General features: G+C 66.9%; 30 protein-coding genes and 4 pseudogenes. 19 read left to right on the top strand and 15 right to left on the bottom strand.

The features are described from left to right. Position 1: 1 nt before the first annotated feature. From rplX to G7085_RS04165, 17 genes and pseudogenes are all read left to right on the top strand, one after another. The gene (gene rplX / locus G7085_RS04245) at positions 2 to 373 is read left to right on the top strand and encodes a 50S ribosomal protein L24 (protein WP_231979204.1); all 372 of its coding nucleotides are present in this window, start codon (positions 2 to 4) and stop codon (positions 371 to 373) included. Next, positions 373 to 999 carry a 50S ribosomal protein L5 gene (gene rplE, locus G7085_RS04240; RefSeq protein ID WP_269451768.1) on the top strand — a complete coding sequence of 209 codons (627 nt, stop codon included), beginning with the start codon at positions 373 to 375 and terminating at the stop codon, positions 997 to 999. Before rplX ends, rplE begins: the two co-directional genes overlap by 1 nt. Before the next feature lie 11 nt (positions 1,000 to 1,010). Beyond that, positions 1,011 to 1,196 carry a type Z 30S ribosomal protein S14 gene (locus G7085_RS04235; RefSeq protein ID WP_077347763.1) on the top strand — a complete coding sequence of 62 codons (186 nt, stop codon included), beginning with the start codon at positions 1,011 to 1,013 and terminating at the stop codon, positions 1,194 to 1,196. A 75-nt stretch (positions 1,197 to 1,271) separates the two neighbouring features. Further along, positions 1,272 to 1,676, top strand: a complete 405-nt coding sequence (rpsH, locus tag G7085_RS04230) for a 30S ribosomal protein S8 (protein WP_197510075.1) — start codon at positions 1,272 to 1,274, stop codon at positions 1,674 to 1,676. A 27-nt stretch (positions 1,677 to 1,703) separates the two neighbouring features. Continuing rightward, a pseudogene (rplF, locus tag G7085_RS04225) lies at positions 1,704 to 2,245 on the top strand (50S ribosomal protein L6). Continuing rightward, a complete protein-coding gene (gene rplR / locus G7085_RS04220) occupies positions 2,245 to 2,628 on the top strand; it encodes a 50S ribosomal protein L18 (protein ID WP_197510074.1) in 384 nt (127 codons plus the stop codon). The pseudogene rplF and the gene rplR overlap by 1 nt, the downstream one beginning before the upstream one ends. Positions 2,629 to 2,655: 27 nt before the next feature. Further along, positions 2,656 to 3,253, top strand: a pseudogene (gene rpsE, locus G7085_RS04215) (30S ribosomal protein S5). After that, positions 3,253 to 3,435 carry a 50S ribosomal protein L30 gene (gene rpmD, locus G7085_RS04210; protein ID WP_197510073.1) on the top strand — a complete coding sequence of 61 codons (183 nt, stop codon included), beginning with the start codon at positions 3,253 to 3,255 and terminating at the stop codon, positions 3,433 to 3,435. The pseudogene rpsE and the gene rpmD overlap by 1 nt, the downstream one beginning before the upstream one ends. Positions 3,436 to 3,437: 2 nt before the next feature. Beyond that, the gene (gene rplO / locus G7085_RS04205; RefSeq protein WP_197510072.1) at positions 3,438 to 3,878 is read left to right on the top strand and encodes a 50S ribosomal protein L15; all 441 of its coding nucleotides are present in this window, start codon (positions 3,438 to 3,440) and stop codon (positions 3,876 to 3,878) included. 176 nt (positions 3,879 to 4,054) lie between these two features. Then, positions 4,055 to 5,367, top strand: a pseudogene (gene secY, locus G7085_RS04200) (preprotein translocase subunit SecY). Beyond that, positions 5,364 to 5,939 carry an adenylate kinase gene (locus G7085_RS04195; protein ID WP_197510071.1) on the top strand — a complete coding sequence of 192 codons (576 nt, stop codon included), beginning with the start codon at positions 5,364 to 5,366 and terminating at the stop codon, positions 5,937 to 5,939. The pseudogene secY and the gene G7085_RS04195 overlap by 4 nt, the downstream one beginning before the upstream one ends. Before the next feature lie 48 nt (positions 5,940 to 5,987). Further along, positions 5,988 to 6,722, top strand: a pseudogene (gene map, locus G7085_RS04190) (type I methionyl aminopeptidase); the annotation flags it as partial. An 89-nt stretch (positions 6,723 to 6,811) separates the two neighbouring features. Beyond that, a complete protein-coding gene (locus G7085_RS04185) occupies positions 6,812 to 7,105 on the top strand; it encodes a DUF1707 SHOCT-like domain-containing protein (protein ID WP_197512732.1) in 294 nt (97 codons plus the stop codon). Positions 7,106 to 7,520: 415 nt separating this feature from the next. Then, the gene (locus tag G7085_RS04180) at positions 7,521 to 7,814 is read left to right on the top strand and encodes a hypothetical protein (protein ID WP_197510070.1); all 294 of its coding nucleotides are present in this window, start codon (positions 7,521 to 7,523) and stop codon (positions 7,812 to 7,814) included. A gap of 82 nt (positions 7,815 to 7,896) precedes the next feature. Next, the gene (locus G7085_RS04175) at positions 7,897 to 8,088 is read left to right on the top strand and encodes a hypothetical protein (protein WP_197510069.1); all 192 of its coding nucleotides are present in this window, start codon (positions 7,897 to 7,899) and stop codon (positions 8,086 to 8,088) included. A 481-nt stretch (positions 8,089 to 8,569) separates the two neighbouring features. Beyond that, the gene (locus G7085_RS04170) at positions 8,570 to 9,049 is read left to right on the top strand and encodes a hypothetical protein (RefSeq protein ID WP_197510068.1); all 480 of its coding nucleotides are present in this window, start codon (positions 8,570 to 8,572) and stop codon (positions 9,047 to 9,049) included. Continuing rightward, positions 8,962 to 9,468: a hypothetical protein gene (locus tag G7085_RS04165; protein WP_197510067.1), complete on the top strand. Its 507-nt coding sequence runs from the start codon at positions 8,962 to 8,964 to the stop codon at positions 9,466 to 9,468. The genes G7085_RS04170 and G7085_RS04165 overlap by 88 nt, the downstream gene beginning before the upstream one ends. A 206-nt stretch (positions 9,469 to 9,674) precedes the next feature. On the opposite strand, the gene G7085_RS04160 is transcribed toward G7085_RS04165, so the two are convergent. The 15 genes from G7085_RS04160 to G7085_RS04100 form a co-directional block, all read right to left on the bottom strand. Continuing rightward, positions 9,675 to 9,908 carry a hypothetical protein gene (locus G7085_RS04160; protein WP_197510066.1) on the bottom strand — a complete coding sequence of 78 codons (234 nt, stop codon included), beginning with the start codon at positions 9,906 to 9,908 and terminating at the stop codon, positions 9,675 to 9,677. A gap of 43 nt (positions 9,909 to 9,951) precedes the next feature. After that, a complete protein-coding gene (locus G7085_RS04155; RefSeq protein ID WP_197510065.1) occupies positions 9,952 to 11,019 on the bottom strand; it encodes a glycoside hydrolase family 3 protein in 1,068 nt (355 codons plus the stop codon). Further along, positions 11,016 to 11,168: a hypothetical protein gene (locus G7085_RS04150; protein ID WP_197510064.1), complete on the bottom strand. Its 153-nt coding sequence runs from the start codon at positions 11,166 to 11,168 to the stop codon at positions 11,016 to 11,018. The genes G7085_RS04155 and G7085_RS04150 overlap by 4 nt, the downstream gene beginning before the upstream one ends. A 110-nt stretch (positions 11,169 to 11,278) precedes the next feature. Continuing rightward, on the bottom strand, positions 11,279 to 12,817 hold the full coding sequence (locus G7085_RS04145; protein WP_197510063.1) for a glucoamylase family protein: 1,539 nt from the start codon (positions 12,815 to 12,817) through the stop codon (positions 11,279 to 11,281). Between the two features lie 24 nt (positions 12,818 to 12,841). Continuing rightward, positions 12,842 to 13,027 carry an ABC transporter permease family protein gene (locus tag G7085_RS23975; RefSeq protein ID WP_231980813.1) on the bottom strand — a complete coding sequence of 62 codons (186 nt, stop codon included), beginning with the start codon at positions 13,025 to 13,027 and terminating at the stop codon, positions 12,842 to 12,844. Next, the gene (locus tag G7085_RS23970; protein ID WP_331715461.1) at positions 12,940 to 13,167 is read right to left on the bottom strand and encodes an ABC transporter permease subunit; all 228 of its coding nucleotides are present in this window, start codon (positions 13,165 to 13,167) and stop codon (positions 12,940 to 12,942) included. The genes G7085_RS23975 and G7085_RS23970 overlap by 88 nt, the downstream gene beginning before the upstream one ends. Positions 13,168 to 13,201: 34 nt before the next feature. Continuing rightward, positions 13,202 to 13,669 carry a carbohydrate ABC transporter permease gene (locus G7085_RS23965; protein ID WP_231979202.1) on the bottom strand — a complete coding sequence of 156 codons (468 nt, stop codon included), beginning with the start codon at positions 13,667 to 13,669 and terminating at the stop codon, positions 13,202 to 13,204. 54 nt (positions 13,670 to 13,723) lie between these two features. Beyond that, positions 13,724 to 14,521 (bottom strand): carbohydrate ABC transporter permease, encoded by a 798-nt coding sequence (locus G7085_RS04135; RefSeq protein ID WP_331715460.1) that lies wholly within the window; start codon positions 14,519 to 14,521, stop codon positions 13,724 to 13,726. Between the two features lie 64 nt (positions 14,522 to 14,585). Next, positions 14,586 to 14,939 carry an extracellular solute-binding protein gene (locus G7085_RS04130; protein ID WP_331715920.1) on the bottom strand — a complete coding sequence of 118 codons (354 nt, stop codon included), beginning with the start codon at positions 14,937 to 14,939 and terminating at the stop codon, positions 14,586 to 14,588. Further along, on the bottom strand, positions 14,864 to 15,070 hold the full coding sequence (locus G7085_RS04125) for a hypothetical protein (RefSeq protein WP_197510061.1): 207 nt from the start codon (positions 15,068 to 15,070) through the stop codon (positions 14,864 to 14,866). The genes G7085_RS04130 and G7085_RS04125 overlap by 76 nt, the downstream gene beginning before the upstream one ends. Continuing rightward, positions 15,046 to 15,873 (bottom strand): extracellular solute-binding protein, encoded by an 828-nt coding sequence (locus G7085_RS04120; protein ID WP_197510060.1) that lies wholly within the window; start codon positions 15,871 to 15,873, stop codon positions 15,046 to 15,048. The genes G7085_RS04125 and G7085_RS04120 overlap by 25 nt, the downstream gene beginning before the upstream one ends. Positions 15,874 to 16,018: 145 nt before the next feature. Continuing rightward, on the bottom strand, positions 16,019 to 16,417 hold the full coding sequence (locus G7085_RS29390) for a substrate-binding domain-containing protein (RefSeq protein WP_197510059.1): 399 nt from the start codon (positions 16,415 to 16,417) through the stop codon (positions 16,019 to 16,021). Next, positions 16,390 to 16,767 (bottom strand): type 1 periplasmic-binding domain-containing protein, encoded by a 378-nt coding sequence (locus G7085_RS29385; protein WP_269452019.1) that lies wholly within the window; start codon positions 16,765 to 16,767, stop codon positions 16,390 to 16,392. The genes G7085_RS29390 and G7085_RS29385 overlap by 28 nt, the downstream gene beginning before the upstream one ends. After that, entirely contained in the window at positions 16,764 to 17,012 is a 249-nt protein-coding gene (locus tag G7085_RS04105; protein ID WP_197510058.1) for a LacI family DNA-binding transcriptional regulator, read from the bottom strand. Before G7085_RS04105 ends, G7085_RS29385 begins: the two co-directional genes overlap by 4 nt. A gap of 4 nt (positions 17,013 to 17,016) precedes the next feature. Then, positions 17,017 to 17,298 carry a YciI family protein gene (locus G7085_RS04100; RefSeq protein WP_197510057.1) on the bottom strand — a complete coding sequence of 94 codons (282 nt, stop codon included), beginning with the start codon at positions 17,296 to 17,298 and terminating at the stop codon, positions 17,017 to 17,019. Positions 17,299 to 17,409: 111 nt separating this feature from the next. Here G7085_RS04100 and infA point away from each other — a divergent pair, with 111 nt between their 5' ends. Both infA and rpmJ read left to right on the top strand, forming a co-directional pair. Further along, positions 17,410 to 17,631, top strand: a complete 222-nt coding sequence (gene infA, locus G7085_RS04095; protein WP_068749455.1) for a translation initiation factor IF-1 — start codon at positions 17,410 to 17,412, stop codon at positions 17,629 to 17,631. Positions 17,632 to 17,847: 216 nt separating this feature from the next. Next, entirely contained in the window at positions 17,848 to 17,961 is a 114-nt protein-coding gene (rpmJ, locus tag G7085_RS04090) for a 50S ribosomal protein L36 (RefSeq protein WP_073187875.1), read from the top strand. Positions 17,962 to 18,055 lie beyond the last annotated feature (94 nt).

The following is an 18,055-nucleotide window of genomic DNA, read 5'->3' as shown; positions in this document are numbered from 1 at the left end:
CATGGCAGGCCTGAACATCAAGAAGGGCGACCGCGTCCTTGTCATCTCGGGCAACGACAAGGGTGCCAAGGGTGAGGTCATCGCCGTTGACATCGAGGGTCAGCGCGTCACGGTCCAGGGCGTGAACCTGGTCAAGAAGCACCGCCGCGAGTCGCAGACGGCCAACGGCCGCCGCGTCGAGGGTGGCATCATCAACGTCGAGGCCCCGGTGCACGTCTCCAACGTGCAGCTCCTGGTCCAGGTCGACGGCAAGGACGTTCCGACCCGCATCGGGTTCAAGCGCGTCGAGGTGGAGAAGCGTCGCGCAGACGGTTCCACCTACAAGGGTCAGCGCTCCGTGCGCATCGCCCGCAAGACCGGTGAGGAGATCTGATGTCCGAGACCGTGACCAGCACCATGCCCCGTCTCAAGGCCAAGTACCGCGAGACGATCGTTCCTGCCCTGCAGCAGGAGTTCAACTTCGACAACGTCATGCAGATCCCCGGTCTCGTGAAGATCGTGGTCAATATGGGTGTCGGCGAGGCCGCGCGCGACTCGAAGATCATCGATGGCGCCATCAAGGACCTCACCGCGATCACCGGCCAGAAGCCGTCCGTGACGAAGGCCCGCAAGTCGATCGCCCAGTTCAAGCTCCGTGAAGGCATGCCCATCGGCTGCCACGTCACGCTGCGTGGCGACCGCATGTGGGAGTTCGCCGACCGTCTCCTGACGCTCGCGCTTCCCCGAATCCGTGACTTCCGTGGCCTCAACGGTCGCCAGTTCGACGGCAACGGCAACTACACCTTCGGTCTCAACGAGCAGGTCATGTTCCTCGAGATCGATCAGGACAAGATCGACCGCGTGCGTGGCATGGACATCACCTTCGTGACGTCGGCCAACACCGACGAAGAGGGTCGGGCGCTGCTCAAGCACCTGGGCTTCCCGTTCAAGGCTGTCGACGACCCGAAGAAGCCGACGGCCAAGCGCGGCCCCGCCTTCTACGCCAAGAAGAAGAAGTGAGCTGATACGCAATGGCTAAGACAGCACTCAAGGTCAAGCAGTCCCGCAAGCCCAAGTTCGGCGTGCGCGCGTACACCCGTTGCCAGAAGTGCGGACGACCCCACTCGGTCTACCGCAAGTTCGGCCTGTGCCGCATCTGCCTTCGCGACATGGCCCACGCGGGGGAACTCCCCGGCGTGACCAAGTCGTCCTGGTGACCTGACTCCACATTCCACACAACCGACACCAGGTCCGGGTATCCGGAAACCGGTGTAGATAAGAGGCAACTAGTCATGACGATGACTGATCCGATCGCAGACATGCTCACGCGTGTGCGCAACGCCAACCAGGCGTTCCTGGATTCCACGTCCATGCCGTCGTCGAAGATCAAGGTGGGCATCGCCGAGATCCTCAAGAAGAACGGTTACATCGCTGGTTACGAACTGTCCGAGGTCGAGGGTCAGGTGGGCAAGATCCTCACCGTCACCCTCAAGTACGGCGAGTCGCGCGAGCGCTCGATCGTCGGACTCCGTCGTATCAGCAAGCCGGGCCTTCGCGTTTACGCGAAGTCGACCGAGCTCCCCAAGGTGCTCGGAGGTCTCGGCATCGCGATCATCTCGACGTCGCAGGGTCTTCTGACCGACCGCGACGCCAAGTCCAAGTCCGTGGGCGGCGAAGTTCTCGCCTACGTCTGGTGACCCGGCGAAGGTAAGGAGAAAAACAATATGTCACGAATTGGCAGGCTCCCCATCGCCGTTCCGTCCGGTGTGGACGTCAAGCTCGACGGCCGACAGATCGACGTGAAGGGCCCGAAGGGCACCCTGACGCTCAACATCGCGGAACCCATCACCATCGACAAGGGCGATGACGGTCAGCTGCAGGTCTCGCGTCCGAACGACGAGCGCGAATCGCGCTCGCTGCACGGCCTGACCCGCACATTGGTCAACAACATGATGATCGGCGTCACCGAGGGCTACGAGAAGAAGCTCGAGATCGTCGGCGTCGGTTACCGCGTGATCTCCAAGGGTCCGAAGCAGCTCGAGTTCGCGCTCGGCTTCTCCCACCCGGTGATCATCGACGCGCCCGAGGGCATCGAGTTCATTGTCGAAACCCCACCCGTCTCACGATCAAGGGCATCGACAAGCAGCTCGTCGGCGAGGTCGCGGCAAACATCCGCAAGCTCCGCAAGCCCGAGCCGTACAAGGGCAAGGGCGTCCGCTACGCGGGCGAGCACATCCGCCGCAAGGCCGGAAAGGCTGGTAAGTAATGGCCATCTCGATCAAGCAGAACAAGTCGCTTGCTCCCAAGAGCGCTTCGCGCGCACGCCGTCAGCTGCGTGTCCGCAAGAAGATCAACGGCTCGGCCGAACGCCCCCGCCTCGTGGTCACCCGCTCGTCCCGCCACCTGTTCGTTCAGGTGATCGACGACGTCCAGGGCAGGACGCTGGCCTCGGCCTCCACCATGGAGGCAGACCTGCGTGCGGCCGAAGGCGACAAGTCGGAGAAGGCCCGCAAGGTCGGCTCCCTCATCGCCGAACGCGCCAAGGCAGCCGGCATCGAGAACGTCGTTTTCGACCGTGCGGGCAACCAGTACCACGGACGGCTCGCGGCTCTTGCCGACGCCGCCCGTGAGGCTGGGCTCGGCTTCTAACCACAGACGATAAGAAAGGTTTTTACGATGAGTGAAACCCAGCAGCGCCGATCCGGCGCGGGTGAGCGTCGTGGCCGTGACGATCGTCGTGGCCAGGCACAGAAGGAAGAGAACAAGTACCTCGAGCGCGTGGTTACCATCAACCGCGTCGCCAAGGTCGTCCAGGGTGGTCGGCGCTTCAGCTTCACCGCACTGGTCGTCGTCGGTGACGGCGAGGGCATGGTCGGCGTCGGCTACGGCAAGGCGAAGGAGGTGCCGGCCGCCATCGCCAAGGGCGTTGAAGAGGCCAAGAAGCACTTCTTCCGCGTTCCGATGATCCAGCGCAGCATCCCGCACCCGTCCAGGGTGAGAAGGCCGGCGGCGTTGTGCTGCTGCGTCCGGCTTCCCCGGTACCGGTGTGATTGCCGGTGGTTCGGCCCGCGCGGTGCTCGAGTGCGCAGGCATCCACGATGTGCTGTCCAAGTCGCTTGGCTCGTCCAACGCGATCAACGTGGTCCACGCGACCGTCGAGGCGCTCAAGCAGCTCGAGACGCCGGAGGCCGTCGCTTCGCGCCGCGGGCTCCCCGTCGAGGACGTGGCTCCGGCCGCGATGCTGCGCGCCGCCAAGGAAGGGGCGGCCAAGTAATGGCAGAGCTCAAGATCACCCAGGCAAAGTCTGCGGTGGGCGGAAAGCAGTACCAGCGCGACACGCTTCGCACCCTGGGCCTCAAGCGGATCGGTGATTCCGTGACGCGTGAGGATCGCCCCGAGGTGCTCGGCATGATCCGCACTGTCGCCCACCTCGTTACCGTGGAAGAGGTGAAGTGACCATGTCGCTCAAGCTTCATCACCTGCGTCCCGCACCCGGAGCCAAGACCGAGAAGACTCGTGTCGGCCGTGGTGAGGGCTCGAAGGGTAAGACCGCTGGCCGCGGCACCAAGGGCACCGGCGCGCGCAAGAACGTTCCTGAGAACTTCGAGGGCGGCCAGATGCCGCTGCACATGCGCCTGCCGAAGCTCAAGGGCTTCAAGAACCCGTTCCGGGTCGAGTTCCAGGTCGTCAACGTAGGCCGTCTCGCCGAGCTGTTCCCGCAGGGAGGCGACGTGACCGTCGCCGACCTCGTGTCGGCCGGCGCGGTCCGTGAGGGCTCGCTCGTCAAGGTTCTCGGCAACGGCGACGTCCAGGTGGCCCTGAAGGTGAGCGCCAACGCGTTCTCCGGCTCGGCCAAGGCGAAGTTGGAGGCCGCTGGCGGCTCCGCCAACGAGCTCTGACGTCCATAGAACGCCCTGAGGGTGGTCCCGGTTCGCCGGGGCCACCCTTTGCTTTTCGCCCGACCGCTCATCTGATGGCCTGGAGTTTTGGTGGTGGGGCACCGCTTGGTAGGCTGCCATGGTTGCCGTGCCTCCGGGCGCGCCAAGCCACTGTCTTTAGTTGAAAGTAGATCTGGATGCTCTCCGCTCTCGCAAACGCGTTGAAGACACCGGACCTTCGCAAGAAGCTCCTGTTCACACTGGGCATCATCGCGGTGTTCCGCCTGGGGTCGACCATCCCCACGCCGAACGTCAACATGGGACGCATCGACGAGTGTCTGGCGGCGGCCACCACCGGCACGAATGCGGGCATCTACAACATCATCAACCTGTTCTCGGGCGGGGCGCTGCTGCAGCTGACGATCTTCGCGCTCGGCATCATGCCCTACATCACCAGCTCCATCATTCTTCAACTGCTGACCGTGGTGATCCCGCGGCTCGAGGCGCTGAAGAAGGAGGGTGCCTCAGGGCAGGCGAAGATCACCGAGTACACCCGGTACCTGACGCTGGTGCTCGCCGTCCTCAACGCTTCCGCGTTCGTGACGCTCGCGCGCACCGGGCAGCTGCTTCCCGGCTGCACCGGCCTGCTGTACTCCGATGAGATCTTCCCGCTCGTCGTCATGGTCCTCATCATGACCGCGGGCACCGGCCTCATCATGTGGATGGGTGAGCTCATCACCGAACGCGGCGTCGGAAACGGCATGTCCATCATGATCTTCACCCAGATCGTCGCCAGCTTCCCCGCAGGCGTCTGGTCCATCAAGCAGGGTCACGAAGGCGTGACCGGCTGGGTGCTCTTCTTCGTCGTCATCGCGATCGGCCTGCTCGTGATGCTCGGCGTCATCTGGGTCGAGCAGGGACAGCGTCGGATCCCGGTGCAGTACGCCAAGCGCATGGTCGGTCGCCGCCTCGTCGGCGGCTCCACCACCTACATCCCGCTGAAGGTCAACCAGTCCGGCGTCATCCCTGTCATCTTCGCCTCCTCGATCATGTACCTGCCGGTGCTGTGGGCGACGTTCCGCCCCGAGAGTGCCGCGTCGCAGTGGATCAGCGCCAACTTCACAGGCAACGGTGTCTACTCCTGGACCTACAGCCTCATCCAGTTCGTCCTCATCATCGCCTTCTGCTACTTCTACGTTTCCATCACCTTCAACCCTGAAGAGGTGTCGGACAACATGAAGAAGTACGGAGGCTTCATCCCGGGTATCCGTGCGGGCAAGCCCACCGAGAAGTACCTGGCATACGTCCTGTCGCGGCTCACCGCGCCGGGTTCGCTGTACCTGGCCGTGATCGCACTGATCCCGACCATTGCGTTCATGGCCGTCGGCGCGCAGCAGAACTTCCCTTCGGCGGCACCTCGATCCTGATCATCGTCGGCGTCGGCCTTGACACGGTCAAGAAGATCGAGAGCCAACTCCAGCAGCGGAATTACGAGGGTTTCCTGAAGTGAAGCTTCTGATCATGGGAGCACCGGGTGCGGGCAAAGGCACCCAGGCGACGGCACTGGCCGAGCGTTACGGTGTGCCCGCCATCTCCACCGGCGACATCTTCCGGTACAACATCAAGAACCAGACGCCGCTCGGCGTGAAGGTGAAGGCGATCATCGACGCCGGGGAGTACGTCCCCGACGACGTCACCGAGGAGATCGTCGCGTCCCGCCTGACGGAGCCGGACTGCGAGCCCGGCTTCCTGCTGGACGGATTCCCTCGCACCATGCACCAGGTGCACTTCCTCGACCGGCACCTTGCGGAGCGCTCCGAGCAGATCGACGCCGTCGTGTCGCTCATGGTCGAGCCTGAGGCGCTCGTGCAGCGGCTCCTGGCCCGCGCCGAGATCGAGGGGCGTGCCGACGACAACGAGGACACCATCCGTCGCCGGATGGAGGTCTACGCCGGCCAGACGGCGCCGCTCCTGTTCCACTACGAGAACAAGGGCCTGCTGGTCGATGTCGACGGCACCGGCACCGTCGAGGAGGTCCGCCAGCGGATGTTCTCGATGGTCGACGCCCGCGTCAAGGCCTGAGCCGAAGTGGCCCTCGTCGAAATCAAGTCCATCGATGAGCTGAAGCTCATGAGGCGGGCCGGGTTGGTGGTTGCGGAGGGCCTGCACGCCATGTGCGCAGCCGCCGCGGTCGGCGTCACCACCCGAGAAATCGACGCCGTGGGCCGCGAGGTCCTCTCCCGCAACGGCGCCACCTCCTCGTTCCTCGGATACGGCGCCGAGTACGGCGCCCCGTTCCCGGCCGTCGCATGCATCTCCGTCAACGACGAACTCGTCCACGGCATCCCGGGCCCCGCGTGCTCGCCGACGGTGACGTCGTCTCCATCGACTTCGGTGCGATCCTCTCAGGCTGGCACGGCGACGCCGCCCGCACCGTCATCGTGGGAGATCCCGGCCGTGACGACCTTGAACTGATCGACGCGACCCGGGAGGCCTTCTGGGCCGGCGCGGCCGCCGCCCATGAGGGCAACCGGGTAGGCGACGTGTCCAAGGCGATCGAGGGCTACGTGAAGCGCCTCCCACGCCGCTACGGCACCCTGCGTGAGTACACAGGACACGGCATCGGCACAGAGATGCACATGGCTCCGGACGTGCCCAACTGGCACCGCACGAGGCCCACGCCCCGGCTGCGCGTCGGGATGGCGCTCGCTATCGAGCCGATGCTGACGCTCGGCACGCACGACACCCTCGAACTCGACGACGAATGGACCGTCGTCAGCCGCGACGGTTCCCGCGGCGCCCACTGGGAGAACACCGTCGCGATCACCCCGGGGAACCTGGGTGCTCACCGAGCCCGACGGCGGGCCGAACGCCTCGGCGACATGTTCGCCCCGCTCGCCGATTGAGCGCGCCCCTATGATGGGGCCCATGGCGCTGCCCCGAGCTCGAAGTACCTGCAACGATCCGGTGACCCGGTCGATGATGCCGAACGCGATTCGCTGACGGCCCGACTCAATGACGCCTTCGGTGACGGGCGGATCAGCCATGACGAGTACGCGGCCGCCATGGACACCGTCTACGGCGCCCGCACGCTCGGCGACCTGGTGCCTGTCATCGAGAAGCTCCCTGCCGCAGCGGCCAACATCCCGGCGATCGTGACCCAGGCGGCCCGCCTGCCGGCAACGTCACTGCCTCGCGCGATCTGGCGCCCGTCGCCATCGCGGTCGGGATCGTCGGCGTCGTGCTGATCGCGGTCCTTGCCGTTCTCGTGGCGGTCCTGATCTTCTGAGCGTCTAGGCTCTGAGCCTTAGCAGGAGGTGGGCGATGCAGAACTGGGGACATCAGGGACCCCTCCGCCGCCGTCGGCGCCGCCACCGCAGGCCTCGGATGATCCGTGGAGCCCGGCGGACTCCGACGAGTTCCGGAGGCACGCCTGGCACGCTGCCCCACCGGATCCGGGCCCCGGAATCTGGATGCGGATCGGGATCGCGGCCATGGCAGTGCTCGTCATCGTCGCGTTCGCCACGGTTGCCGTCTTCCTCGGTGGGGAGTCGGGACCGCACGTCCGTCGCCCAGCCGCGGGTCAACGGCGCGGTCAGGAGCCCGACGCCCCGGCCCACCCCGGGTAGTCCCCGTCCCACGCCGAGCGCCTCGCCGACGCCCGTGGTCACACCCGTCGTCACCGTCAGCCCCGAGCCCGGCGGTCGCTCCTGGTCGCTGCCCGAGGTCGCGTGGAAGCAACTGCCGGTGCCCGACCCGACATCGGTGCTCTACCCCCTGCAGGTGACGGCCCTCGACGACCTGCCGTCGGTGACACTGACCGGCTGCCCCGAGCCGGCGGTCGTGACGACCGAGGAGGAGTGGAAGGCCGCAGTGCGGGCCCAGTGGTCGTGCGTGCACCTGGCGTGGGTGCCCTGTACGAGCGGCTCGGCTGGTCGGTCGTCGAGCCCGCTGTGATGTTCTATCCGGGAGCGGGCTCCAAGAGCGAGTGCGGCTACCTGACGGCCCCGCGTTCTACTGTTCGGCCGGCGACGGGACGGTGTACTTCGGGCAGGAGCACATGGAGATGGCCGCCTCCTGGGACCTGTCCGTCAACGAGATGGTCAACCACGAGTACGGACACCACCTCCAGAAGCTCGCCGGGATCACGGAGGCGAAGCTCGCGCTGCCGCGGGCAATGAACTGGAGCGTCGCTCCGAGTTGCAGGCGACCTGCTGGTCGGCGATGCTGACCTACCACAACCGTTCGTTCGGGTTCGGCGCCGCCGATCTCGACTCCTGGCGGGGAAGGCTCCAGACGATGCTGATCGACAACGTGCATGGCAACCGGGAGTCGCTCACCAACTGGGGCATGCGGGGGCTGTACGCGGCGACCCTGGGCCAGTGCAACACGTGGGTCGCCCGGCAGAGGACGTCGCATGAGGAGGAACCGGTGACGCAGGGCAACTGGCCGGGCGGGCAGCAACCGCCCCCGTGCCGCAGAGACCGGCGCCGGGGTGGAATCTCCCTCCGCAGCAGCGGCCCCTCAGCCGTGGCAGAACACGCAGGCATGGAACCAGGCGCCCCGGCAGTGGCCGCAGGCCCCGCAGTGGCAACAGCCTCAACAGTGGCGGCAGCCCCGCAGTGGACTGGCGGCCACCAGCCGGGCCTGCCGGGGCGCCGTCCGCCCGCCGCTCGGGCGGGTTCGGCAAGACGCTGGTCACGCTCGTGGTCGTGGGGTTCATCCTCGTGGTTGCCGTCAATGTCCTGCGTGCCGTCGGTGACATCTTCGGGTCGCTCCCCGAGATCCCGGTCGCCCAGCCCTCCGGCGGGCCGGGAACCCAACCCGCACCGGTCGATCCGGCACCGGTGGATCCGGCACCGGTGGATCCGGTCGGTCCCGAGCCGGGTGCCGTCAACCCCAATCTCCCGCCGAGGCAGTGGAACGACCTGCCGCCCGCCGACTCGAGCGATCCCGACTGGATGACGCTGCAGCAGAGCGTCCTCTACGCGCAGCCGGTGCCGGTCCTGGAAGGCTGCCCTGCGGCGGAGATCGCGACCGACATGGGCGACATCGAACGCCTCGCGGGGGCCAACTCGAGTGCCTGCAGGCGGCGTTCAAGCCGATGCTCACGGCGCTCGGATACAACTCCGAGGACATCCCCGTCTACTACTACGAGGGCAGCAGCGTCGACACCCCCTGCGGGAACGTGACGGCGCCGGCCCTGTACTGCTCGGCCCAGGGCGGGCCATCTACTTCGGCGAGGACGCCCTCAACGGCGCCAGTTGGATGGACTTCGGCATCAAGGACGTCGCCGGCCACGAGTACGGCCACCACCTTCAGGCGCAGGCGGGCTTCTTCGAGGCCGAGTACCGGGTCGGCATCGGGAACGAGTCGAGCAGGCGGATCGAGTTGCAGGCCACCTGCATGGGGTACGCGACGATGGCCCACGACCGGTCGTATCCGATCGGGGCGCCACTGCTCGAGGACTTCGAGATGTACCTGCGGGCGACCATCGAAGACGGCATCCACGGATCCCCGACTCGCTCGCCTACTGGGGATCCGCGGCCTGTACTCCGTCGATCTCGGCAACTGCAACACCTGGACGGCCGCCGCGGCCGACGTCGACTGACTCAGGAGGCCCGGAAGCCGCAGGGGAACAGAGGATCGACGAACCCGACCCGGTCCTCCGGATGCGCCCGTACATCGTCCATCGAACGGGCAGGTCGAAGGGGAGCCGCCCGACCGCCTCGACCCGACCGGTCAACGCGTCCACGAGGGCCGAGTCGCTGGTCCCGTAGTTGGCCACCACCACGTCCGCGAGTTCCAGCAGGGGAGTCAGCACCGCGGGCGGTCGAGGAACACGTCGAGGATGACGGGGCAGTGCTCCGCGATCCGCTCGAGGCGCACCCGCAGCCCGGGCTGGAAGTCGAGGGATCCCTGGTGGAACCAGGCCTCCAAGAACAACTCGTCGCGCGGCTCGAAGGGCGCCCGGAGCCGGATGACGGCAAGCTCCGCGTCCTCGGGGCGCTCCGTGACCACGCCGAGTCGCTCCGCCGCCTCCGCCGACATCCCCTCGACATAGACCCGGCCGGGGAGACGGGGAGGCTGCCCTTCAGCACCGTGACCGAGGCCGCCTGGGCCCTGAGCCCTCGGCGACGGCGCCAGGTTCGCCGAGCACCACGGCCGCCTGCTCCTCGTCGACATACGGGTCATCGAAGAGGCCGAGCTGGAACTTGACGGTGAGCAGCCGCGTGGCCGACTCGTCGATCCGTTCCTGCGAAACCCGACCGTTGCTGACGAGATCCGCGAGCACCTCGACGCACTCCTCGCCGCCGAACTGGTCGCACCCCGCCTCGAGCAGCAGTTGCATCCGGCCGGCAGGGTCGAGATGTTCCACACCCCAGGCCCGGGCGGGAAGCACCTGGTCGCCGACCTGGTTGTCGTTGACCAACTCCCAGTCCGACAGCACCACGCCAGTGAAACCCAACTCGCCGCGCAGCAGGTCGGTCACGATCGCGCGGTTGTACCCGAACCCCACCGGCTCGGCGGCGATGCCGCGCAGCGTCAGGTCGACCGGGCGGGAGTAGTACGGCATCACGGCGCTCACGCCCGCATCGACCGCGGCCGGAAAGGGCGCCAGATGCGACTCCTGGCTTCCGCTCGGGTACACCGCGTCCTTGCCGTAGGGGAAATGCGAGTCCTCACCGCCGCGCACGGCCCCGCCGCCGGGGAAGTGCTTCGCCGTGCACGCCACGCTGCCCTTGCCCAGACCGGGCCCCTGCAGCCCGTCGAGGTAGGCCAGCCCCAGTGCCGTCACGAGGTCGGGGTCCTGCCCGAACGTCTGGGCCTGGCGCGCCCAACGGGGCTCCGTGGCCAGATCGAGCGTCGGGTGGAGCGCCGCCCTGATCCCGACGGCCACGTACTCGCGGCGGGCGATGTCGGCGAACCTGCGCACCAGGCCGGGGTCGCGCAGGGCTGCCAGGCCGAGCATCTCGGGCCACTGGGAGAAGCTGCCGGCGGCGAAGCTGGCCCCGGAGTTCTCTGAGAACGAGTGCCGCGGGTCGGTCGAGATGGTGACGGGGATGCCGTGCGGGGTCTGCTCGGCGATCGCCTGGACGGCGTTGTGCCACCGCACGATAGAGCGGGCGTCACCGAGGCGGTGCACGTTGAAGTGGTTCATGAACCTTCCCGCACCACCGAGGTCGTTCCCGACTTCGAGATGTCGCCGGCCGCCTCCTTCACCGACCCGTCCTCGCCGGCCTCGATGACCGTGTGGAACATCAGCCCGATCTTCTCCGGGAGTGAGAGCCGGCCGATGAGGTCCGCCACGCGCTCCTCGTCGGGAAGCCGTGGATCCTCGAAGGGTCCATCCGCCCGTTGCGGTTCAGGTCGCGGTAGCGCGTGCCCGAAGCGTCGCTCAGGTAGGTGGCCGGCATGACTCATTCACCTCCCAGCGGCGCGAAGATCTCCGGGGCGATGACTGGGCGGACCCGCCGCTCCACCTCACCGCGGGTGAAGTACCGCCGCAGGTTGCCGCCGGCGAGCACATTGCCGAGTGCGCCCAGGATCATGGCCTGATCGAGGGAGAGGTGCCGCTTCGCCACCTGGCCGGTGGCCGTCGCAACGGCGTCGTAGAAGCCGCCGGCGCCGTAGGAGTCGAAGTCGTGTTCGATGCGGGTCAGGTTGGCATATGCCTCTGCGGGATCGTGCAGCATCGCGAGGAACGCTGCGTGCGGAGTGACCACCCCATTGCCGAAGTCCGGGGCGGGGTTGGTCCGTGCCGAGTAGTTGGTGCGCTCGATGTCGGAGAAGTAGCCGTCGGGGTTGAGCCCGAGGGCATCGACTCCCCACTCGCTGTACCCGCCCGCCGGGTGGCTGGCGGGGAGAAGCCCCAGTATCCGTACTCCTGCATGCCGTGCAGCCTCTGCACGGCCACGTGGCGTGGATGGTTGCGGCCCAGGAGCGAGGCGCCCACGTCTCCTCAGGCACGAACACGTTGGGCATGAGCTCCTCGAACATCGAGCCACCCCAACCGGGAACGGTCTGGCGCCCCAGATAGTCGTATGCCCCTCGTAGACATCGACGCCGAGGTAGGTGTGCCACTCGCCGACAGGGATCGACTCCTGCCAGTCCCAGTCCGGCGGGAAGGTGCGCCACGCCTGGTAATAGGACTCCGGCGGAATCTGCCCCTTCGCGATCCCGAGATAGGTGGTGATGCGGGTCTCGGAGACGACGGTGTCGTAGTGGTGGTCGCGGGTGTACCAGACGTCGCTGCCTTCACCGATCAGGTCGCGCGCGATCGTGGGCGGCGGGCTGGTCAGCCGGGTCGGCTCCTCGAGGTAGTAGCCGCCGTAGTTCAGGTAGGGCTTCGAGAACGTCGGGTCGGCGAACACATCGAAGCGCATCCGGGAGAACAGCTCTCCGGCCGCCTTGGAGTTGCCCGGGTCGCCGTTGCGCACGACGAGCAGGGCCGCGCCCAGCCAGGCCGCGTCGACGCTGCTCACGAACGGCACCACGGGGTTGCCGTCGTCAGGCCACTCGAGAATGGCGGAGCCGTCGCGCGGGTCGTACCAGTTGAAGTACATGCCGGCCGCATCATGGTGTTGCATCCCGCGAAGGGTCCTGAGCGTCCTGCGGATCCGGATGTTGGCCTCGCCGGGCGTGATGATGCGCAGGTCGCGGGCCACGATCGTGCTCCACAGGTAGCCGCCGATGTTGGTCGGGGACGTGTAGTGGGCCCGGTTGCCGAGATCGCCGGTGATGTTGTCGGAGATGAGGCCCGTGACCGGGTCGGTCATCGCCACCATGGACGCCCAGGTGTCGCGCGCCCAGCGCATCAGGGTCGCCCCACGGCCACCGGCGGGCGTTGGCCCCGCGTCAGCCGAGGCGAGCGGTGGCAGGGCGGTGAACGCGGCGACGGTGAGTCCGCCTGTCAGCGCGGTGCGCCTGCTGAACTGTGAAGGGTCGGGTCGGTGCATGGTTCTGCTCCTTGTTCGGGAGGGCTACTTGATGCCCGTGGTGGCGATGCCCTGGATGAAGCGCCGCTGGAAGATCATGAAGACGATGAGCACGGGGGCCACGACGATGGTCGCTCCCGCCATCAGGAGGCCGTACTCGGTCTGGTTCTGGCCGGTGGAGTAGAGCGCGAGCGCCACCGGGAGCGTGTAGGAGTCGTTGGTCTGGGCCACCACGAGGGCCACAGGAAGTTGTTCCAACTCCCGAGGAAGGTCAGGATGCCGAGCGTGGCCAGCGCCGGGCCGAGCAGCGGGAGGATCACCCGTAGGAAGATCCCGACCTCGCTCGCGCCGTCGATCCTGGCCGCCTCCACGAGGTCGCGGGGAGCCCCATGATGAACTGGCGCATCAGGAACACGCCGAACGGGCCGACCAGGAACGGCAGGATGAGGCCGGGCAGCGTGTTGACGAGCCCCATGTTGGCGACGAGCACGAACAGGGGACGAATGTGACCACGCCGGGGATCATCAACGTCGCGAGAATCAGGCCGAAGATGAGCCGCTTGCCGCGGAACTTCAGCATCGCGAGCGCGTAGCCGACCATCGAGCAGAACAACAGGTTGCCTGCTGTGACGGCGACGGCGACCAGCGTCGAGTTCACGAAGTAGGTGCCGAACGAGAGCCGGCTGAACAGCGACGTGAAGTTGTCGGTGGTCGGGTGCTCAGGCCACCACGTGGGCGGTACCTGGCGCAGCTCGGTCGAGGTCTTGAACGCGCCGAGGACCATCCACACGAACGGCGTCACCACCAGGATCAGGGCGATGCTCAGGATCAGGTAGAGCCACCACCGGCCCCGTAGGCCTCCCGTGCCCACCATGTCACTCACCCCTCTCGGAGAGGAACCGGAACTGGATCGCGGTGATGATGGCGATCACGATGAAGATGAGATAGCTGAGGGCGGCCGCGAAGCCGTAATTGCCGAAGCTGAACTGCTGGTAGGTGTACATCGAGGCCGACAGGGTGGTGTTGAGGGGCCGCCCTTCGTCATCACGAACGGTTCCTCGAAGAACTGCAGGTAGCCGATGGTGGTGGTCACCAACACGAAGAGCAGCGTCGGCCGCAGGATCGGGAGCACGATGTGGCGGAACCGCCGCCAGGCGTTCGCGCCGTCGATGGCTCCTGCCTCGAGCAGCTGCGTCGGGACGGCCTGGAGCCCGGCCAGGAAGATGATCATCCCGGTGCCGAAGTTGCGCCACACCGCCATGGCGATCAGGGAAGGCATCGCCCACGTGGTCGAACCGAGCCAGTTGGGGCCGTGGATGCCCACGAGACCCAGGAGGTGGTTCACCAGCCCCGTGTCGGGATTGAGGAGGAACCTCCAGACCACGGCCACCGCCACGATGGACGTGACCACGGGCGTGTAGAACCCGAGCCGGAAGAAGCCCCTGAGCCGGGTGATCCCGGTGTTGAGCGCGACCGCGGCGGCGAGGGCGACGACGATGGTCAGCGGCACTCCCACCACGACGAAGTAGGCGGTGTTGAAGGCGGCCTGCTGGAACACCGGGTCGGACAACGCCTTGGCGTACTGGTCGAACCACACGAAGTCGACGGCGAACGGGGTGCGGAGATCCTTGTTACGGATGTCGGTGAACGAGAAGAACACCGACTGGATGACGGGCCACGCCGTGAAGATCAGGAACAGCAGGAGGAAGGCAGGGTGAGAAGCCACCCCGCCCTCTCCTCCAGGCGGGCACCGCCGGAGCGCCTTGCGGCGGCGGTCGGCGCGGACATGGCTACCTCCCGGTGCCGATGGAGTCGGCCTGGGACTGCGCCGCCTTCATGGCGTCTGCGCCGGAGAGGCCCTGCTTGGCGACCTTCTCGATCTCGTTGTCGAACGACTCGATGACCTGCTCGAAGCTCGGGAACGTCGGCGGGACCTTCGCGGTCTTCAGCGCCTCTCCGAACTTGGCGAGCTTGGCATCCTTGGCCAGCGACTGGTCGTCCCAGGCGGACTGCACCGCGGGAAGGTCGCTCGTCAGGCCGTACCACTTGATCTGGGTTTCGGGCGTGCTCAGCCAGTCGACCAGCGTCCACGCCGCGTCCCGGTTCTTCGTGTCCTTGAACACGGCCAGGTTCGAGCCACCGATGAAGGACGAGGACTGGGCACCGTTGGCGGTGGGGATGGGGCGACGTCGTACTTGTCCGCGAAGGCGGTGTCACCGTCCTGGGCGGCCATGTCCTCGACGAGGCTCATCATCCACGGGCCGGAGATGAACATCGGCACGGCCCCGCTGGTGAAGTCGGCCTCGGTCTGCCCTTCCGGGGGTTGGGGTTGGCGATCCCGTCGGCGAAGTACGAGCCGTAGTAGTCGACGGCGGCCACCATCTCCGGGGTGTCGAAGGTGTACGCGTCGGCGGTGGCGATCTCGGCTCCGCTGGACCAGGCGAGCGGAATGACCGTCTGCCAGGAGCCGGTGCGGCCCGGTTGCAGGGAGATGCCCCACTTGACGCCTTCCTGCTGCTTCATGGCCGCGGCCATCTTCTTGAACTCGTCCTGGGTGGCAGGGGCCTCGTCGTATCCGGCGGCCTTCGCGATGTCGCTGCGGTAGAACGCCATCCTGGTCTCCACATACCAGGGAACCGCATAGGAGGTGCCGTCCACCTTCGTGGTGTCGACGGCGCCCGGGAAGAAGCCGTCCAACGGGATGGATGACGGGGTCGCGTCGAGGGCACCCATGCCCACGAACTCACCCATCCAGGTGGTGCCGACCATCGCCACGTCCGGCGTGGTGCCCGCGGTGATCGAGTTCACGAACTTGTCGTGGGCGGAGTCCCACGGCACCGGAGTCACGTTGACGGTGATACCCGGGTTCGCCGCGGTGAACTCCTTGACGAGTTCGGGCAGTTTCTCGCCCTCCGCGCCCATGGCCCACACCTCAAGGGTGCCGGTCGCGGACGCCGTGTCGATCGGCGCTCCGGTGGGGGATTGCCCTCCACCCGGGGTTTCAGAGCCGCGGCCGCACCCGGTGAGAACCAGTGCCGTGCCAGCCGCGAGGGCTATCAGCTTGTGGCTGAGACGCATGTCCCGCCTCCTTGGGTTGGGGCCGAGCGGGTCTCCGTGAGGAACACCCTTGGGCCTCGACCGGTCTGTATGCGCTTACCGAAAGCGCTTACATCGGACGCTACACAACGTCCGGACCCGTTACAAGAGTCTGGGGAAATCCGGCTCAGCCGCAGCCGCAGGACTGTCGCAGCACCACTGTCGTGGGCAGTCGCCCGGGGAGCAGGGTGTGGTCGTCGCGGCCCAGGAGTTGGTCAATGCGCCGCACGACCACGGCTCCGAGCTCGCGCACGGGCTGCCTGACCGTGGTGAGGGCAGGGGTTACGTGACGGGCGGCGAGGACGTCGTCCCAGCCCGTCACGGACAGCTCCCGTGGAACCTCGACCCCGTTGGCGCGGAGCGTCAGCATCAGTCCCAGCGCCAGTTCGTCGTTCGCGCACACCACCGCGTCGGCGGTGAGTCGTCCCATCAGGAAGTCACGGGCCAGGCGCTCGCCGTCGCGCTCGGTCGGCTCGCACGGCACCGCGCTGGCGGCCGTCAGGCCACGGTCGCCGTGGGCGCGCACAAAGCCGAGGTAACGCTCGTTGATGTCGGTGGCCTCCTCGGGTCACCGAGGAACACGAGCCTTCGGCGACCGTGCTCGTCGATGAGATGCCCGGTCAGTTCCCCCGCGCTCGCCGTGTTCTCGGTCGAGAACGAATCGGGCCCGCTCCCTCCCGCGATGGTCACCACCGGGAGCTTGTTCCGGAGCGCCTCGAGCGTGGAGGAGTGGACGTCGGTGCCCGCCATCACCGCCATCGCGTCGACCCGGCCCGCGAGCCGCCGGACCGGACCCTCGGCGTCGGCCCTTCCCCTCGTGAGGACGAGCATCACGCTCGCACCCCCGTCGGCGGCCGCGGCCTCGAATCCGCTCAGCAGTTCCGCATAGTAGGGGCCGCTGAGCTCGGGCAGGGCAAGGCCGAATGCCTCGTTGGTGCGGGCGGCCAGGGAACGCGCGGCCCGGTGGGCACGTAGTTGAGTTCGTGCACGGCGGCAAGCACCCTGTCGCGCGTGCCGGGCGCGACGACGTCGGGCTTGGTGAGAACACGCGAGACCGTCGCGATGGACACGCCTGCGAAGGCGGCCACCTCGTAGATGGTGTGCCTACCGACTGCGACCATCAGCTCAGGCCAGTGAGCCGATCACAGGGTTCCACTCCTGCACCGTGCGCGCGGCGATGAGTCCCTCCTGCCAGAAGGGGTCGGAGTTGAGGTGCGAGACGACCGTGTCGGCCGTGTCGGAGCGGAAGAGCAGCAGGGCGCCCGGCTGCTCCGCGCCGACGAACGGGCCGGATGCGACGAGAGGGTCGCCGACGAGCGAGGAGAGGAAGGCCCTGTGTCTGGGGCGGACGAGATCCAGCGCGTCGGAATCGGGGACGTAGGTGTAGTTCACGGCGAAGTACGGCATGGGGCAAGGCTAGTGTGCGTGACCGGTATTTGGCGGGGAGGCGCGCGTGAGCGTAAACTGCACGATTGGAGTATCATCCGGCAACCGCCGGACCTGAACGATTGAGAGTACATGGCGAAGAAAGAAGGAGCCCTCGAGCTTGAGGGCACCGTGGTCGAGGCGCTTCCCAACGCGATGTTCCGCGTCGAGCTTGCCAACGGTCACAAGGTCCTCACCACCATCAGTGGCAAGATGCGCCAGCACTACATCCGCATCCTGCCTGCCGACCGCGTCGTCGTGGAGCTTTCTCCCTATGACCTGACCCGCGGCCGCATCGTCTACCGTCACAAGTAGACCGCCCCACCGCACGTCTGAGCGCGCCCACCCCTTACGGGAAGGGCGCGCTTTCGTCTACCCAGGATTTGGGATCCGTGCGCGGCGTGACCTAGACTGTCTCGTCGGTCGTCTATGCCCGGAACCGTATCCGCGTGCCCGGGCTGTTCGGCCACTCACCATCCGATTGGGCCCCCTCACAGGTGCTCCCCAGTCGCCGATTGAAAGGTTGCTCGAATGAAGGTTCAGCCGAGCGTCAAGACGATCTGCGACAAGTGCAAGGTCATCCGCCGGCACGGTCGTGTGATGGTGATCTGCGAGAACCCGAGGCACAAGCAGCGTCAGGGCTGATCCCTGGCCGGCCTGCCCGGGGCCGAGCAGATCATTGCGGAAAGGGTTGGTCCCCACCCCGCCGACAACAACTGAAACAACGTGAACGCAAGGC

Source organism: Tessaracoccus coleopterorum (assembly GCF_011174705.1).
Classification (GTDB): domain Bacteria; phylum Actinomycetota; class Actinomycetes; order Propionibacteriales; family Propionibacteriaceae; genus Arachnia; species Arachnia coleopterorum.
The sequence above is the reverse complement of the archived record's forward strand: the minus strand, read 5'-3'. Positions and strand labels throughout refer to the sequence as shown.